This window comes from Actinoplanes flavus, assembly GCF_017592555.1.
Lineage (GTDB): Bacteria > Actinomycetota > Actinomycetes > Mycobacteriales > Micromonosporaceae > Actinoplanes > Actinoplanes flavus.
The window spans coordinates 312,258-327,044 of the sequence record NZ_JAGFNS010000006.1 but is presented as its reverse complement, the minus strand read 5'-3'; the positions used below and the strand labels follow the sequence as shown (position 1 = coordinate 327,044).

The window sequence follows — 14,787 nt, the reverse complement described above, 5'->3', positions numbered from 1 at the left end:
AGTGAGATCTCGCTGACGAAGGCCGGGGCGACATCGCCTCGGCCTTCGTCGTCTCTAATACAGGCCGAGGTACAGCATCACGATCACGAACAGCACGGTGAGGGCGGTCGTGGTCCGCTTGAGCTGCTCCTCGCCGAACCGGTCCCGTAGCCGCTCGCTGAACATCACGAACGGCACCACCAGAAACGGGAGGATCCCGGCCCAGGCGCCGAACTGCTGACCGCTGATGAACGCGGCGCCGCCCGTCCCGCCGACCAGGTCCGCGACGTAGTTGCCGCTGTACGGGAAGAGCACGAAGATCGTCGGCAGCAGCAGCGTGGCCGCCCCGCCGATGGCGAACAGCCACGGTCTCGCGACCCGCTTACGGAGCAGGATCAGGGCCCAGACCGCGCCGAACAGCACGAAGCTGATCAGCCAGCCCGCGAACGCCATGCCGACCGCCTGTCCGCCGGTGAGCCAGCGGGCGGCGTCGGCGTACGCCTGGGCGGTGATCTCGCCGGCCGCCATGAGAACCAGGTAGACGGCTGCGGCGACCAGCCAGCCGAGCGCCTGGAGCAGGAAGAGCCCGGTCGATTTCGGCTCCGGTTCCGGCTCCGGTGGCGGCTTCGCCAGGCCTTGCGCACGGCTCGGCCTGGTCTTGACGGCCGGGACGCGTCGTCCGGCTCTCCGGTTTCGGGGACGGGCCTTGGGCATCGCCCGATGCTAATGGGTGAGCACCATCACCGATCCGCTCGGTGATGGGCGGTGGCGCGGATCGGCGTACCGATTCGTCCCGGCCTGGGATGGTAGAGGGGAGCGCCGGAACGGGGCCGCCCGGCGATCTACGGGGAGCGGGCAGTACGCTCGTACTGCTAAGCGTGTGTTTCGGGAGAGGAGCGCCGGCCGATGGCGAAAATCAAGGTCAAGAACCCGGTCGTTGAGATCGACGGCGACGAGATGACCCGGATCATCTGGAAGCAGATTCGTGAGCAGCTGATCCTGCCGTACCTCGATGTGAACCTCGAGTACTACGACCTGTCGATCCAGTACCGGGACGAGACCGACGACCAGGTGACGATCGACTCGGCCAACGCCATCAAGCGGCACGGCGTGGGCGTCAAGTGCGCCACCATCACGCCGGACGAGGCGCGGGTCGAGGAGTTCGGCCTCAAGAAGATGTGGCGGTCGCCGAACGGCACGATCCGCAACATCCTCGGCGGCGTCGTCTTCCGCGAGCCGATCATCATGAGCAACGTACCCCGGCTGGTACCGAGCTGGACCAAGCCGATCATCATCGGCCGTCACGCCCACGGCGACCAGTACAAGGCGACCGACTTCGTCGCGCCGAAGGCCGGCAAGTTCACCGTCACCTTCACCCCGGAGGACGGCTCCGAGCCGCTGGAATTCCACGTCGCGGACTTCCCGGCCGGTGGCGTCGGCATGGCGATGTACAACTTCGACGAGTCGATCCGTGACTTCGCGCGGGCCTCGTTCCGCTACGGCCTGGCCCGTAACTACCCGGTCTACCTCTCCACCAAGAACACGATCCTGAAGGCCTACGACGGGCGTTTCAAGGACCTGTTCGCGGAGATCTTCGAGACCGAGTTCGCGGACCAGTTCAAGGAGGCCGGTCTCACCTACGAGCACCGGCTGATCGACGACATGGTCGCCGCCGCCCTGAAGTGGGAGGGCGGCTACGTCTGGGCCTGCAAGAACTACGACGGCGACGTGCAGTCCGACACGGTCGCCCAGGGCTTCGGCTCGCTCGGTCTGATGACCAGCGTGCTGATGACCCCGGACGGCCAGACCGTCGAGGCCGAGGCCGCCCACGGCACCGTCACCCGGCACTACCGGCAGTGGCAGAAGGGCGAGAAGACCTCGACCAACCCGATCGCCTCGATCTTCGCCTGGACCGGCGGCCTCAAGCACCGTGGCAAGCTGGACGGCACCCCCGAGGTGACCGAGTTCGCCGAGAAGCTCGAGCGGGTCTGCATCGAGACCGTCGAGGGTGGCCAGATGACCAAGGACCTCGCGCTGCTGATCGGCCGCGACGCCCCGTGGCTGTCCACTGACGAGTTCATGAACGCTCTGGACGAGAACCTGGCGCGCAAGCTCGCCGCCTGAATTCAGCGGTAACACCTCCAAGGTCCCGCCGGCCACCGTGCCGGCGGGACCTTCGTCCTTTCAGAACGGGCCTTCGCGCCGCGTACACCGATCCCCGCCCGGCCAAGGATGAAAGCGGCGGGGATGGATCCCCGCCGACCCGAGGCGAGGGGAAGAGATCGTGAGCGAGCTGGAGGCGACGATCGACCTACTGGTGCGGGACGCGGAGAAGGCTCTCGCCGACTACGCGGACTTCACACAGGAGCAGGTCGACCACATCGTCGGCAAGGCCTCCGTGGCCGCGCTGGACAAGCATGGCGAGTTGGCCAGGGCGGCGGTCGAGGAGACCGGGCGCGGTGTGTTCGAGGACAAGGCCGTCAAGAACATCTTCGCCTGTGAGCACGTCACGAACAGCATGGCCGGCATGCGCACGGTCGGCGTCATCCACCGCGACGACGTCGACGGCATCACCGAGATCGCCGACCCGGTCGGTGTGGTCTGCGCCGTGACGCCGGTGACCAACCCCACCTCCACCACCATCTTCAAGGCGCTGCTGGCGCTGAAGACCCGCAACCCGATCGTCTTCGCCTTCCACCCGAACGCCCAGCGGTGCAGCGCCGAGGCGGCGCGGGTGGTCCGGGACGCGGCGATCGCGGCCGGCGCCCCGAAGCACTGCGTCCAGTGGATCGAGCAGCCGTCCATCGAGGCCACCGCCGCCCTGATGAACCACCCGGGCGTCGCCACGATCCTGGCCACCGGCGGCAACGCGATGGTCCGGGCCGCCTACTCGACCGGCAAGCCGGCCCTCGGCGTCGGCGCCGGCAACGTTCCGGCCTACGTCCACGCGTCCGCCGACGTGGTCCGCGCGGTCCACGACATCGTGCTGTCGAAGACCTTCGACAACGGCATGATCTGCGCCTCGGAGCAGGCCGTCATCCTCGACGAGCGGATCGCCGACGGAGCGCTGGACGAGTTCGCGCGGCTGCACGCCTACCGGGTGCGGCCGGAGGAGAAGGCGCTGCTGGAGCGGTTCCTCTTCCCGGACGGGCGGAAGCTGAACCCCGCCGTCGTCGGGCAGTCGCCGGTCTGGATCGCCGCGCGGGCCGGCTTCGGCGTGCCCGCGGACACCTCGGTCCTGCTCGCCGAGATCACCGATGTCGGCCCGGCCGAGCCGCTGAGCCGGGAGAAGCTCTGCCCGGTGCTGGCCGTGCTCCGGGCCGGGGACGAGGAGCAGGGCATCCGGTACGCCGAGCGGATGGTCGAGTTCCACGGGCTCGGGCACAGCGCGGTCGTGCACGCCAGGGACGCCGAACTGTCGGAGCGGTTCGGCAAGCGGATGAAGGCGGTCCGGATCATCTGGAACGCGCCCGCCTCGCAGGGCGGCATCGGCGACATCTACAACGGCTTCCGGCCCTCGCTGACCCTGGGCTGCGGCAGCTACGGGCACACCTCGGTCTCCGACAACGTGTCCGCCCTCAACCTGCTCAACATCAAGCGCATCGGCCGTAGGACGAACAACATGCAGTGGTTCAAGGTGCCGGCCAAGATGTACTTCGAGCCGCACGCCATCCGGTACTTCCGGGACATGCCCGAGGTCTCCCGGGTCACCATCGTCACCGACCACACCATGACCAGGCTCGGGTACGTCGACCGGATCAGCAACGTGCTGCGCGAGCGCCCGGAGCCGGTGACCATCCAGGTGATCGACGGTGTCGAGCCGGAGCCCAGCATCGAGACGGTGCAGACCGGCGCGGCCCTGATGCGCTCCTTCCGGCCGGACACGATCATCGCGCTGGGCGGCGGCTCACCGATGGACGCCGCGAAGGTGATGTGGCTGCTCTACGAGCACCCGGACGTCGACTTCGCGGACATGAAGGAGAAGTTCTTCGACGTCCGCAAACGGGCCTTCAAGTTCCCGGCCCTGGGCGGTCTGGCCAAGCTGGTCTGCGTGCCGACCACCTCCGGCACCGGCGCCGAGGTCACCCCGTTCGCGGTGATCACCGACACCGCGACCGGGCAGAAGTACCCGCTGGCCGACTACGCGCTCACCCCGAGCGTGGCGATCATCGACCCGCACCTGACCAAGGACCTGCCGCCGGTGGTCACCGCGGACAGCGGCTTCGACGCGCTGACCCACGCCACCGAGGCGTACGTCTCGGTGTATGCCAGCGACTTCACCGACGGCCTCGCCCTGCACGCCATCAAGCTGATCTTCGGCAACCTGGAGCGCGCGGTCACCGCCGGCCCGGAGGACCCGGTCGCCCGGGAGAAGATGCACAACGCCGGGACGATCGCCGGCATGTCCTTCGGCAACGCGTTCCTCGGCATCGTGCACGCCATGGCACACACCCTGGGCGCGAGTTTCCACGTGGCGCACGGCCGGACCAACGCGATCCTGTTGCCGCACGTGATCCGGCACAACGGCACCGTGCCGTCGAAGCTGAACAGTTGGCCGAAGTACGAGCGGTACATCGCCCCCGAGCGCTTCCAGGACATCGCCCGGCACCTGGGCCTGCCCGCCGACACCCCGGAGCAGGGCGTCGAGTCCTACGCCCGGGCCGTCGAGCGGCTGCGCGCGGCCGTCGGCATCCCGTCGTCCTTCCAGGCCGCCGGCGTGGACGAGAAGGAGTTCCTGGACGCGCTGCCGCGGCAGGCCATGAACGCCTACCTGGACCAGTGCGCGCCGGCCAACCCGCGGATGCCGATGCTGGCCGACCTCGAACGGATCATGAAGGAGGCCTACTACGGGCGGTAACCGGTAGCCCGCGCGGCTCGTTGCACGGTGGGGAGGCCTTGTCCCGGGCCTCCCCACCGAACCTTTTCACCGTGGCGAGGGCGAAGGCACCCGGCGCCGGTCCACGGCCGTGATGGTTTCCGCCCGATGCCAGGTTGAAAGAGGTTCGGCGCCGTGTCAGATGTCGCGCAGCCGCTGCGCCGCGGCCTCCGGGACGATGTCGTTGACGAACGCGCCCATCGCCGACTCCGACCCGGCCAGGAACTTCAGCTTGTCGGCGGCCCGCCGGATGCTGAACAGCTGCAGGTGCAGATAGCCCAGCTCGCGGCCCTCGCCGGTGACCGCCTGGTGCCAGGCCGAGATGTACGGCATCGGCTTGCCGAACAGCCCGTCGAAGCGGCGGAGCATGTCCAGGTAGAGCGGGCCGAACGCGTCCCGTTCGGCGTCGGTCAGCGCCGGCAGATCGGGGACCTGCCGGTGCGGAGCCAGGTGCACCTCGAACGGCCAGCGGGCGGCGGCCGGCACGTACGCCGTCCAGTGTTCGTTGGACGCCACCACCCGGACCTTCGCCTCCTGCTCGGCGGCGAGGACGTCGGCGTACAGATTGCGCCCGGTCTTCTCGAAGTGCCGTTTCGCGGCCCGCAGGTAGGCCGCGGTCTTCGGGGTCACCGTCGGGTAGGCGTAGATCTGGCCGTGCGGGTGGTGCAGGGTCACGCCGATCTCGACGCCCCGGTTCTCGAACGGGAACACCTGTGCCACCTCGGGCAGCGCGGACAGCTCGGCGGTCCGGTCGGCGAGAGCATCGATCACGGTACGCACGCGGGCGGGCGGAAGCGACCCGAAGGCGCTGTCGTGGTCACTGGTGAAGCAGACCACCTCGCACCGCCCATGACCCGGCCGGACCGGGACCATGTCGGTCACCTGGGTCAGTTCGTCCGGCACGATCCGGTCGGAGAACGACGGGAACTGGTTCTCGAAGACCACCACGTCGTAGCCGGGCGCCGGGATCTCGCTGGCGAACCGCTCGGTGGTCGGGCAGAGCGGGCAGGCGTCCGACGGCGGCAGGAAGGTCCGGGTGTTGCGGTGCGCGGCGATCGCGACCCACTCGTCGGTCAGCGGGTCGTGGCGCAACTGCGAGGCCGGCGGGGGCGGCGGCAGCCGACGGGTGTCCGGGTACCCGGAGCGGCCGCTGCCTGGGGCCTCGTCGAAGTAGATCAGCTCACGGCCGTCGGAGAGCCGGACGGCCGATCGGGTCGGAGTCACTGGGGATTCACCACCACGAGTTCGGGGACAGTTTCCGTGAGGAGGTCACGGGCGCCGGCCTCCAGGCCGTCGTCGGTGATCAACACGTCGGCACGGGCCAACGGCACGATCGAGGAGATGCCGACGGTGCCCCACTTGGTGTGGTCGGCGAGCACCACCAGGCGCTCGGCGGCCTCCACGAGGGCCCGGTTGACGTCGGCCTCCATGAGGTTGGGGGTGGTGTATCCGGCGCGCTCGCTCATCCCGTGCACGCCGAGGAACAGCATGTCCAGGTGCAGGGTGCCGATGGCGGCCACCGCCACCGGGCCGACCAGCGCATCCGAGGGGGTCCGGGTGCCGCCGGTGAGCACGACCGTCTGATCCGGGCGGCCGGCGCGGTAGAAGACGTCGGCGACCGGGATCGAGTTGGTCACCACGGTCAGGCTCGGCACGTCGACGAGGCGCTGCGCCAGCTCCGCCGTGGTGGTGCCGGCGGACAGGGCGATGGCGTCGCCGGGGGAGACCATGGCGGCCGCCCGCATGGCGATCGCCGTCTTCTCCCCGCGCTGGCGCACCGACTTGGCGGCGAAGCCGGGCTCGTGCGCCGAACCGGGACTGACGGTGGTCGCCCCACCATGTACCTTCGCCAGCAAACCACGGTCGGCGAGGGCTTCCAGGTCACGGCGGATCGTCATGTCGGAGACGCCGTACTCGGCGGCGAGCTCGGTGACCCGGACGCCGCCGGTGGCGCGGACCCGGTCGAGGATCGCGGCCTGTCTCTGCTGTGCCAACATCAGTTGGACCGCACTAATTCGAACACACTCGAACAGTACCCCGTGATCGGGTCGGTTCGAAAGGGTGAGTTCAGATACCCCGGCCGCGTTTGTGCAGGGCCGACAGCACGTTCTCCACCTTCACCGCTCCGGTCATGGCGGCCAGCGCGATGGCGGTTCGCGGCTCGCGCCAGTTCGCCCGGACCGCCTCCTTGCTGTAGCGCCAGGCCGCGCCCCGGTTGCCGGACGCCGCCGACCAGCAGGCCAGCTGTCCGTACACCCGGGCCGCCCCGGGACCGCAGCCGCTGATCTCCGGGTGCCGCCGCATCATCCAGCGCAGCGACGAGATCTTGGTGGCGTACTCGTACGCGTACTGCGAGGTCCGCCCCCACAGCACCCGGACCAACGGCTCGTCCAAATGAACGATCGGACTCCGGCGGGCCGCCCTTAGCAGTAGGTCCCAATCCTCGTTCTGGCTGCCCGGCGCGTCCTCGGCGACCAGCCCGATCGCGTCCTCGGCCAGCGCCTCCCGGCGGAGCAGGAACGACGACGAATGCAGCATCGCCATCCGCGAGCGGGCCAGGTCCGTCACGCTCACCCGGCTCCGGCCGGCCAGCCGGGGGGTGCGGCGGCCCTCGTACTCGACCTCGATCGCACACGTGGCGAACTCGGCCGACGGCTCCGCGAGCAGCGCCGCCACCTGACGGCGCAGCTTGTCCGGCAGCCACTGGTCGTCGTCGTCGCAGAACGCCATCAGCTCGGTGTCCAGCGCCAGCAGCCCGGTGTTGCGGGCGCCGGCCAGCCCGGAGGCCCGCCAGTTCGTCAGGACCAGCACCGGTACGCCGTCGGTGGACGCCAGCAGGTAGTCCGGCTCGGTCTGGTCGTACACCACGACGACCTTGAGGTCGCCCGGGTAACGCTGCTCGCGAACCGCGGCGATCGCGCGGCGGACCAGCTCGGGGCGGTTTCGGGTGGGGATCACGACCCCGACCGACGGCCAGTTCATCATGCCTCCGAAGCGATGTTCAGCGGGTAGCCGTACGCCCGCAACAGCGGCCCGCAGACCGCGCCCACCAGGCGGCGCTGGGCACTGGGCAGGGCGCGGACCCAGGCGTCGTCGCGGCGCAGCGCCAGCCGGCCGACGGTGAAGCGCATCGGATTGCCCGCCGCGCTGTGCCCGACCCGCAGGTCGGCGTGCTCCTTCCGGAGGAAGTCCAGGTTCTCGGGGTGCAGGGGGAGGCCGGCGAAGTCGGCCAGGCGGATCAGCCCGGCCCGCGGGTCGGTGAGGAACTCCTCGTAGCGGATCCGGTACACCGGCACGCCGCGGCGGGCCAGCAGGCCGAAGGCGGCGTTGTGCGCGTTCCACAGCACCGCCGAGCGGCCCGGGGAGTAGCGGGTCATCTCGTCGGTGCCGTCGGTCTCCGGCCGGGTCACCGTCTTGGTCCAGGAGTACGCCACCCCGCGCGCGTCGCGGACCACGTGCACCACTTTCAGGTCCACGTCGTCCGCCCAGCGCAGCACGTGGGCCAGGGCCGAGTGCTTGGAGGAGTCGATCACCATCCGGGCGCCGGACACCTCGGCCGCGGCGGCGTAGACCCGGGCGTAGTAGGAGGCGTACTCGCGGACCTCGTCGGTGGCGGCGGTGGCCGAGGCGAGTCGTGGGATGTGCCGGGTCCGTTCGACCGCGTCGCGGAGGGCGTGGACCCGGTCGACGTCGACGTTGGCCCAGCCGTTGAAGGCCAGGTCGCCGACGCGCCGCCAGAACGCGCAGCCGGAGAACCGGGCGCCGCAACCGCACCGCTCGTCGTCCCGGATGTCGCGTTGCCAGAGGTGGACGATCTCGCCGAGCGCACACATCCCGGGCAGTTCCCCGAGCAGGCGTTCGACGAGTGTGGTTCCGCTACGTCCGAATCCGCCCAGAAAAAGCACTTGTGCCACTTTGGCTCGCCTTCGCTCGTTTCGCTCAGGTAACGAGTGAAAGAGGCAGAAGGAGGCGTTAGGTGACTATCGAGGCTTTCGACCGTGTGCAGCTGGACGGCACCGGTATCGACCGCATCACCGAGGACGAGGTCGTGGCCGCAGTCCGGGACGCGCTCGCCCACGGCCGCGGTGGCCGCATCGTCACCCCGAACATCGACATCCTCCGCCGCGCCGCCGCCGACCCGGCCGTCCGCCGCCATCTCGACGACGCCGACCTCATCGTCGCCGACGGCATGCCGCTGATCTGGGCCAGCCGCCTCGGCGGTGCCCCGCTGCCCGAGCGGGTGGCCGGCAGCAGCCTGATCTGGTCCCTCTCCGAGGGTCTCGGCCGCGACGGCCGCTCGATCTTCGTGATCGGTGGGACCCCCGCGCGCAAGGCCTCGGCCGCCGGGTCCGGCGACGGCGCGGCCCGGGCGGCCGCCAAGCTCGCCGCCGCGTGCCCCGGTCTGCGGATCGCCGGCACGATCAGCCCCGATTACGGCTTCGAGCTCGACGAGAGCACCTATGCCGGCTTCTGTGCGACGGTGATCGGCGCCGAGCCGGATCTGGTCTTCGTCGGGCTCGGTTTCCCCAAGCAGGAGGACGTCATCGAGCGTCTCCGCCGCGACCTGCCCCGAACCTGGTTCGTCGGCTGCGGGGCCGCGGTCAACTTCGTCGCCGGTGACGTCGGGCGCGCCCCGCTCTGGATGCAGCGCAGCGGCCTGGAGTGGGTCCACCGCCTCGGCGCCGAACCGCGCCGCCTGGCCGGTCGTTACCTGCGCCGGGACGCCCCCTACGCTCTCCGGCTCCTGGCCTGGGCGCCGCGCTGGGCCGGCCGGCGCTGATCGTCACGGGCGGAGGCCGCCGCCCTCGCCGCCCGGGGAGTCCCGGCGGGACCGGGGCGCCCGGCGGCGGCGGGCGCCGCCCGGGAGACCGCGGAGGGCGGCGCAACGGCGGCCGGCCCGGGTGAGGGGAGCGCCCAGTGTGGGCTGTGGGAAGCGCGCCGCGTCGTAGCCGCTCTGCCAGGGGAACCGGTCGCCCGGGTCGGGCCAGGCGAGCTGCAACAACCGCACCCGGTCGTCGCCGTAGCGCATCAGGGCGGCGCCGGGGAACAGCTCGGCCCGGATGTCGCCGCCCACGATCCGCACCTCCCGGCCGGTGATCAGGCCGCGGATGCGGTGACCGTGGCGCAGCTGGAGGCCCTCGTCGCGGACCCGCCCGGCCACCTCGTTGAGCAGTTGGTGGCCGACCTCCGGGGGCACCCCGGCGATGGCCAGCTCGGGATAGCCGTAGCCGGTGAGGCCCACCGTGTAGGCGAAAGGGACCGTCTCCACCGGATCGTCGTCACCCGGCAGGACGTGCACGACGGCCCACCCGAACCGCTCGATGATCTCGCTCTGCTCCTCGAAGAAGTCGTCGAGGTACGACATCGGTGACACCCCCGTGGCTCGGCCCGAACTGGCTGAGCTCACTATGGAACAGACGTACGACACTTTTCCGGGCTGGCAAACCGTACGAGCGTACGGTTAAGATCGGATCATGGGTTTTCGCATCGATGACCTGCACCATGTGCAGCTGCTGATCCCGCCGGGTGGCGAGGGTGTGGCCCGCGCCTTCTACAGCGGCGTGCTCGGTATGGCCGAGGTCGTGAAACCGCCGGTGCTGGCCGCCCGCGGCGGCTGCTGGTTCCGGGCGGGCGGCTGGGAGGTGCATCTCAGCGTGGTCCCGGATTTCACCCCGGCGCTCAAGTCGCACCCGGGCGTGCTGATCGACGGCCTGGACGCGCTGGCCGCGCGGCTGGCGGCCGCCGGGCACCCGGTCGAGTGGGATCCCCACTTCCCGGGTCACCGGCGGCTCTACTCAGCCGACGGGCACGGCAACCGGCTGGAGTTCCTCGAGCGGATCAGGGATTGAAGTACGGGTCCTGGACCAGCCGCAGGAACGCCTTGAAGGCCCGGTCGTCACCGGCGAGCTGGAACTGCTGGTTGGGCCCGTTCCCGTCGGGATCGGACTCGAAGTAGGCGACGGCCTTGATCTGCTTGTTCGCCTTGAAGGTGCGCTCGGCGTCCTTGAGCCAGGCGGCCCGGCCCTCGGACCCCCAGGCCTTGGCCACACCGAACTCGCCGATCACGATCGGTTTCGGACGCTGGGCGGCCCACTCCAGGAAGGGCCCCATCAGCGTGCCGATCGGCTGGAACTCGAAACCGGCGTAGACGTCCACACAGGTCCAGTCGACCTGGTCGTCGCCGGGGTAGAAGGCCGGCGCGTCGCCGCGGATGAAGCCCTCGGCGGTCGGGCACCACACCCAGGAGACGTTGTCGGCCTTCTCCTCCCGGAAGATCTTCCGGACGTACCGCCAGGCCGCGATGTAGTCCTCGCCGGACCACATGGTGGCCCGCAGGTTGGGCCGGTCCATCTCCCAGCGCATCCGCAGCATCACCGGATCCTTGATGCGCCGGACCGCGCGGGCCTGCTCGCGGATCAGCTCGTCGTGCTCGCCGGTCAGGATGGAGCGGTTGTCCCCGGTGGCCCAGCTGATCATCAGCTTGGCGCCGTCGGCGAGGAACGCCTCGTCCGAGGGGGTGCCCATCATCTGCTCGAACCGGCGGTACGTGTTGATGAAGTGCAGTTTCCGGCCCAGCGACTGCTCCAGGGCGCCGACCGCGGCGAGCCGGCCCACCTGGGTCATCTCGTCCGGCTTGATCCACGCCCCGAGGTAGGCGCCGCGGCGGGGCGCCTCGAACGGACCGGCCTGGAACGGGCCCCGGTTGGTGGCGACCGCCCGCGGTGGACTGCTCAGGTCCGGTGGCGGTGTCGGGGCGGGTTCCTTCCGGTCGTCCGCGAAGCAGCCGCCGAGCAGCAGGAGCGCGAGGGCGGCGGCGACCAGCCCCCTACGCATGGAGCCGCCGGGCGGTGTAGAGGACGTTCACGGCGTACGCGTCGCTGCCCGGCACCCGTCGTGCCGCCGCGTCGGCCAGCCGGGCCACCCGGTGGTCGTGCAGCGACGGCGTGAGCATCGAGAAGCCGCGCCGCTCGACGATCTCGAAACCGTGCCGGGCCAGCAGCCGCCCGACCTCGTCGTGGGAGAGCTCGGCGAACCAGCGTTCCCCGTTGTGCCGCCGGGCGCGCAGGTGCCGGACCGATCCGGCGTTGCCGTGGTTCTCCACCACGAGCAGCCCGGATCCGCGATGCGGCAGCACCTTGGCGGCGAACGCCAGAGCCCGGTCCCGGACCCCCTCGTCGACGTTGAGCAGCAGCCGGAAGATCGTGACGATCGCCGGGAAGCCGGCCGCCACCGGCTGCGGCACCGGGCCGTCCTGGGGAACCAGGTGCCAGTAGGCCCGCGACCCCACCTCGGCGGCCTTCGCCATCATCTCGGCCGACGTGTCGTACCCGTGCGCCTCCCGGACCAGGCCGTGCAGCGCCCGGACCGCCCGCCCGGTGCCGCAGGCGAAGTCGTGCTGGACCGGTGGATGTTCGGGGAACTCGCGGCGCACCAGGGAGCGCAGGTAGTCCCGCTGGCGGTCGTTGATCCGCGACGCGTAGCTGTCCGGGGCGTACGTCACGGTCTCGTACTTCTCGACCGCCTCGGTGTCCTGGAACACCCCTGTGTAATCGCTGGTCAACTCTTCCTCCTGAATGCGCCGAGCATCAACGGTCCGCGTAGCAGCCACGCCGACGCGGCGTAGGCCGGGACGGCGATCACGATGGCCGCCGGGAAAAACTGGATGAATCCGAAACAGAGGAGGGCCAGGAGCGCCGCGGTGAGCGTGCCCCGGCCGAACGGGTGCAGACCGGTGCTCCGGTGGACCTGGGCCAACGGGAGCAGGTTGTTCACCACCATCGCCCCGGCCAGCCCGGCCGCCGCGCCGAGCGCGCCCCAGCGCGGGATCAGCAGCACGTCCAGGCCGATCGTCACGACCAGCGCGATCAGCACGTTGCCCAGGTTCAGCGAGGTGCGCCCGGCCATCGCCAGGACCATGTCGACCATCCCGCAGCCGGTCGCCACCAGCATCGCGGCGGCCAGCACCCGCACCACCGGGACGCCGGAGGCGTACCCGTCGCCGAACAGCCGCAGATACCAGGGGGCGAACGCCATCACCAGCAGGCTGATCGGCCAGGTCACCAGGACCAGCCAGCCGGTCGCGGTCTGGTAGAGCCGTTTCGCGGCGGCCAGGTCGCCGGTGCTCAGCGTCTCGGCCAGACGCGGCTGCACCGACTGCGACAGACCCTGGTTCGCGAACTGGATCAGCACCACGAACCGGCCGGCCACCGCGTAGACGGCCGCCGGCGCCAGCCCGCCCAGCGCCGCCAGCAGCAGCACGTCCACCCGCTGCAACGCGAGCTGGGCGACCGCGGCCACCGCCCGCGGGGCGGTGAAGACCCAGAACTCCCTGCGCACCCGGTGACGCTCGCCCCGATCGGTGCTCACCGTCGTTCGACCCGAGGTGTACGCGCGACGCGCGGCCACCGCGGCCAGGATCGCCACCGGCAGATACGGCGACGCCCAGGCCAGCGCGAAGACCGGCAGCGAGGCCGTGACCCAGAGCGCCGCCACCCCCGCCGCGCCGACCGCGAGCAGTTGCAGCCCACTGCGCAGCAGCCGGTCCAGCAGGACGGTCGGCCGCATGCTCCGGTAGCCGCGGGTCACGGTGAGCAGCACGTCGGTGAGCGCCTGGAGCGGGACGAAGACGGCCAGCACCCGGAGCCCGGCGGTGTGCCCGGCGACCACCTCCGGCGACTCGCCCGCGGTGAGGTGCGCGATCGCCGGAGCGGCCAGCCACATCGCCACGCCCAGGACGAGCGAGAACCCGGCCACCGGCGGGATGCCGGCACGCAGGCAGGCGCCCAGCAGATGCTCCTGCCCGGTGCTGCGCAGCCGGGCCGGCCAGTACACCAGCCCGGTCTGCGTGCCCAGCTTGGCCAGCCCGCCGACCAGCACGAACGCGGCCGTGGCGGCGAAGAACGCGCCGGCCTGCTCGGCGCCGAGCGCCCGGGCCACGACCCAGGTGACCACCACACCGGTGCCGCCAGCCAGCGCCGAGCCGGCCATGTTGGCCAGCCCGCCGCGGGCCGCGCCCCGGGTGGCCCCCGGATCCGGCTGCGTGGTCGTTGCCGTCATCGGCGGCGCCAGATGGGGGTGCGCCCCAGCCAGCCGGCCAGCGCCTCGTCGTGCGACTGGTAGTAGGCGTACAGGTCACGGCGCAGCCCGGGATCCATGTCGGCATGCCGGGGCCGGGCGTTGTGCTGCTCGAAGGCCGGCCGCTCCAGTCCGGCGGGCAGCCCCAGGAAGGCGCAGACCTCGTCGTACACCGGCTCCGGGTCGGTGAAGAAGCGCTCGCTCTCCACCACGTGGATCCGCTCCCGGCCCACGTGCTGGGCCACCACGCTCAGGTAGCGGGCGTACTCGCCGCGGGCCCGGTACGCGTGATGCTGGTGGGCGAAGCTGTAGTAGGCCGGGTCGAGGGCGAGCCGTTCCTCCTGGCGGTGCAGCCGGGCCGGCTCCAGGGCCAGGGCCGCGCCGAAGTCCCGCTCCGACTCGTAGGCCCGGGCCACCTCGTGGTGGTGCTGCGAGTAGGCGCGTTCCACCGGGTCCCGGACCAGCACCACGAGCTTGGCGTAGGGCAGGTCGTGGGCGATCCGGGCGGCCGCCTGCGGGTGGTACATGTAGTACGGGCTGGACTCGAAGGTCTGCGCGCGTACCCCGTACCGTTCGGCGATCCGCTCGGCGCTGCGCAACGTCGGGAAGTGGCCGCGGTACCACTCCGGCCCCCGCTGGTAGGACGTGTCGAAGTAGTGCACGCCCTTGTGCAGCACCGCCTTCAGCACCACCGGGTGCGCGGCCAGCGCGCGGTACAGCGACGTGGTGCCGCAGCGCTGCCCGCCGCAGATCAGGAACGAGGGCAGCATCCGGCTCTCCGCGGTGAGCCGCCCGAACGACCGGGAGCCCAGGTGCACGACCCGTTTCACCGGTGCGGGCAGATTGCGTACGTGCAT

Annotated in this window: 14 protein-coding genes; 4 read left to right on the top strand and 10 right to left on the bottom strand. The window is 70.9% G+C overall.

Going from position 1 to position 14,787, the window contains the following annotated elements; all coding sequences use genetic code 11:
- Window positions 1-54: 54 nt before the first annotated feature.
- Window positions 55-693, bottom strand: a complete 639-nt coding sequence (locus J5X75_RS11845; protein WP_208467392.1) for a hypothetical protein — start codon at window positions 691-693, stop codon at window positions 55-57.
- 192 nt (window positions 694-885) lie between these two features.
- On the opposite strand from J5X75_RS11845, the gene J5X75_RS11840 reads away from it, so the two are divergent.
- Both J5X75_RS11840 and adhE read left to right on the top strand, forming a co-directional pair.
- On the top strand, window positions 886-2,103 hold the full coding sequence (locus J5X75_RS11840) for an NADP-dependent isocitrate dehydrogenase (RefSeq protein ID WP_208467391.1): 1,218 nt from the start codon (window positions 886-888) through the stop codon (window positions 2,101-2,103).
- Between the two features lie 160 nt (window positions 2,104-2,263).
- The gene (gene adhE / locus J5X75_RS11835; RefSeq protein WP_307798032.1) at window positions 2,264-4,837 is read left to right on the top strand and encodes a bifunctional acetaldehyde-CoA/alcohol dehydrogenase; all 2,574 of its coding nucleotides are present in this window, start codon (window positions 2,264-2,266) and stop codon (window positions 4,835-4,837) included.
- A gap of 156 nt (window positions 4,838-4,993) precedes the next feature.
- Here adhE and galT read toward each other — a convergent pair whose 3' ends face one another.
- From galT to J5X75_RS11815, 4 genes are all read right to left on the bottom strand, one after another.
- On the bottom strand, window positions 4,994-6,079 hold the full coding sequence (gene galT / locus J5X75_RS11830) for a galactose-1-phosphate uridylyltransferase (protein ID WP_208467390.1): 1,086 nt from the start codon (window positions 6,077-6,079) through the stop codon (window positions 4,994-4,996).
- Window positions 6,076-6,852: a DeoR/GlpR family DNA-binding transcription regulator gene (locus tag J5X75_RS11825; protein ID WP_183222931.1), complete on the bottom strand. Its 777-nt coding sequence runs from the start codon at window positions 6,850-6,852 to the stop codon at window positions 6,076-6,078. Before J5X75_RS11825 ends, galT begins: the two co-directional genes overlap by 4 nt.
- Before the next feature lie 70 nt (window positions 6,853-6,922).
- Complete coding sequence (locus J5X75_RS11820) at window positions 6,923-7,837, bottom strand: glycosyltransferase family 2 protein (protein WP_208467426.1); 915 nt, start codon at window positions 7,835-7,837, stop codon at window positions 6,923-6,925.
- Window positions 7,837-8,769 (bottom strand): sulfotransferase, encoded by a 933-nt coding sequence (locus tag J5X75_RS11815; RefSeq protein WP_208467389.1) that lies wholly within the window; start codon window positions 8,767-8,769, stop codon window positions 7,837-7,839. Before J5X75_RS11815 ends, J5X75_RS11820 begins: the two co-directional genes overlap by 1 nt.
- Before the next feature lie 62 nt (window positions 8,770-8,831).
- Between J5X75_RS11815 and J5X75_RS11810 the strand changes: the two genes are divergently transcribed.
- Window positions 8,832-9,635: a WecB/TagA/CpsF family glycosyltransferase gene (locus J5X75_RS11810; protein WP_208467388.1), complete on the top strand. Its 804-nt coding sequence runs from the start codon at window positions 8,832-8,834 to the stop codon at window positions 9,633-9,635.
- Between the two features lie 3 nt (window positions 9,636-9,638).
- On the opposite strand, the gene J5X75_RS11805 is transcribed toward J5X75_RS11810, so the two are convergent.
- A complete protein-coding gene (locus J5X75_RS11805; protein WP_208467387.1) occupies window positions 9,639-10,220 on the bottom strand; it encodes a DUF4262 domain-containing protein in 582 nt (193 codons plus the stop codon).
- 109 nt (window positions 10,221-10,329) lie between these two features.
- Between J5X75_RS11805 and J5X75_RS11800 the strand changes: the two genes are divergently transcribed.
- Window positions 10,330-10,704 carry a VOC family protein gene (locus tag J5X75_RS11800; RefSeq protein ID WP_208467386.1) on the top strand — a complete coding sequence of 125 codons (375 nt, stop codon included), beginning with the start codon at window positions 10,330-10,332 and terminating at the stop codon, window positions 10,702-10,704.
- Here J5X75_RS11800 and J5X75_RS11795 read toward each other — a convergent pair.
- From J5X75_RS11795 to J5X75_RS11780, 4 genes are read right to left on the bottom strand one after another with little or no spacing between them, the layout of a single operon-like run.
- Window positions 10,694-11,689, bottom strand: coding sequence for a glycosyl hydrolase (locus J5X75_RS11795; protein ID WP_208467385.1), 996 nt, complete (start codon window positions 11,687-11,689; stop codon window positions 10,694-10,696). The two genes, J5X75_RS11800 and J5X75_RS11795, sit on opposite strands and share 11 nt — an antisense overlap.
- Window positions 11,682-12,416, bottom strand: coding sequence for a methyltransferase domain-containing protein (locus J5X75_RS11790; RefSeq protein WP_208467384.1), 735 nt, complete (start codon window positions 12,414-12,416; stop codon window positions 11,682-11,684). Before J5X75_RS11790 ends, J5X75_RS11795 begins: the two co-directional genes overlap by 8 nt.
- On the bottom strand, window positions 12,413-13,912 hold the full coding sequence (locus J5X75_RS11785; RefSeq protein ID WP_238487696.1) for an MATE family efflux transporter: 1,500 nt from the start codon (window positions 13,910-13,912) through the stop codon (window positions 12,413-12,415). Before J5X75_RS11785 ends, J5X75_RS11790 begins: the two co-directional genes overlap by 4 nt.
- Window positions 13,909-14,787, bottom strand: coding sequence for a sulfotransferase domain-containing protein (locus J5X75_RS11780; protein WP_208467383.1), 879 nt, complete (start codon window positions 14,785-14,787; stop codon window positions 13,909-13,911). Before J5X75_RS11780 ends, J5X75_RS11785 begins: the two co-directional genes overlap by 4 nt.

Bases quoted from the DNA above. Each gene is read 5' to 3' on its own strand.
- J5X75_RS11845 (WP_208467392.1), bottom strand. From the start codon at position 693: ATGCCCAAGGCCCGTCCCCGAAACCGGAGAGCCGGACGACGCGTCCCG.
- J5X75_RS11785 (WP_238487696.1), bottom strand. From the start codon at position 13,912: ATGACGGCAACGACCACGCAGCCGGATCCGGGGGCCACCCGGGGCGCG.
- J5X75_RS11820 (WP_208467426.1), bottom strand. From the start codon at position 7,837: ATGAACTGGCCGTCGGTCGGGGTCGTGATCCCCACCCGAAACCGCCCC.
- J5X75_RS11795 (WP_208467385.1), bottom strand. From the start codon at position 11,689: ATGCGTAGGGGGCTGGTCGCCGCCGCCCTCGCGCTCCTGCTGCTCGGC.
- J5X75_RS11805 (WP_208467387.1), bottom strand. From the start codon at position 10,220: ATGTCGTACCTCGACGACTTCTTCGAGGAGCAGAGCGAGATCATCGAG.
- J5X75_RS11780 (WP_208467383.1), bottom strand. From the start codon at position 14,787: ATGCACGTACGCAATCTGCCCGCACCGGTGAAACGGGTCGTGCACCTG.
- J5X75_RS11840 (WP_208467391.1), top strand. From the start codon at position 886: ATGGCGAAAATCAAGGTCAAGAACCCGGTCGTTGAGATCGACGGCGAC.
- J5X75_RS11825 (WP_183222931.1), bottom strand. From the start codon at position 6,852: ATGTTGGCACAGCAGAGACAGGCCGCGATCCTCGACCGGGTCCGCGCC.
- J5X75_RS11800 (WP_208467386.1), top strand. From the start codon at position 10,330: ATGGGTTTTCGCATCGATGACCTGCACCATGTGCAGCTGCTGATCCCG.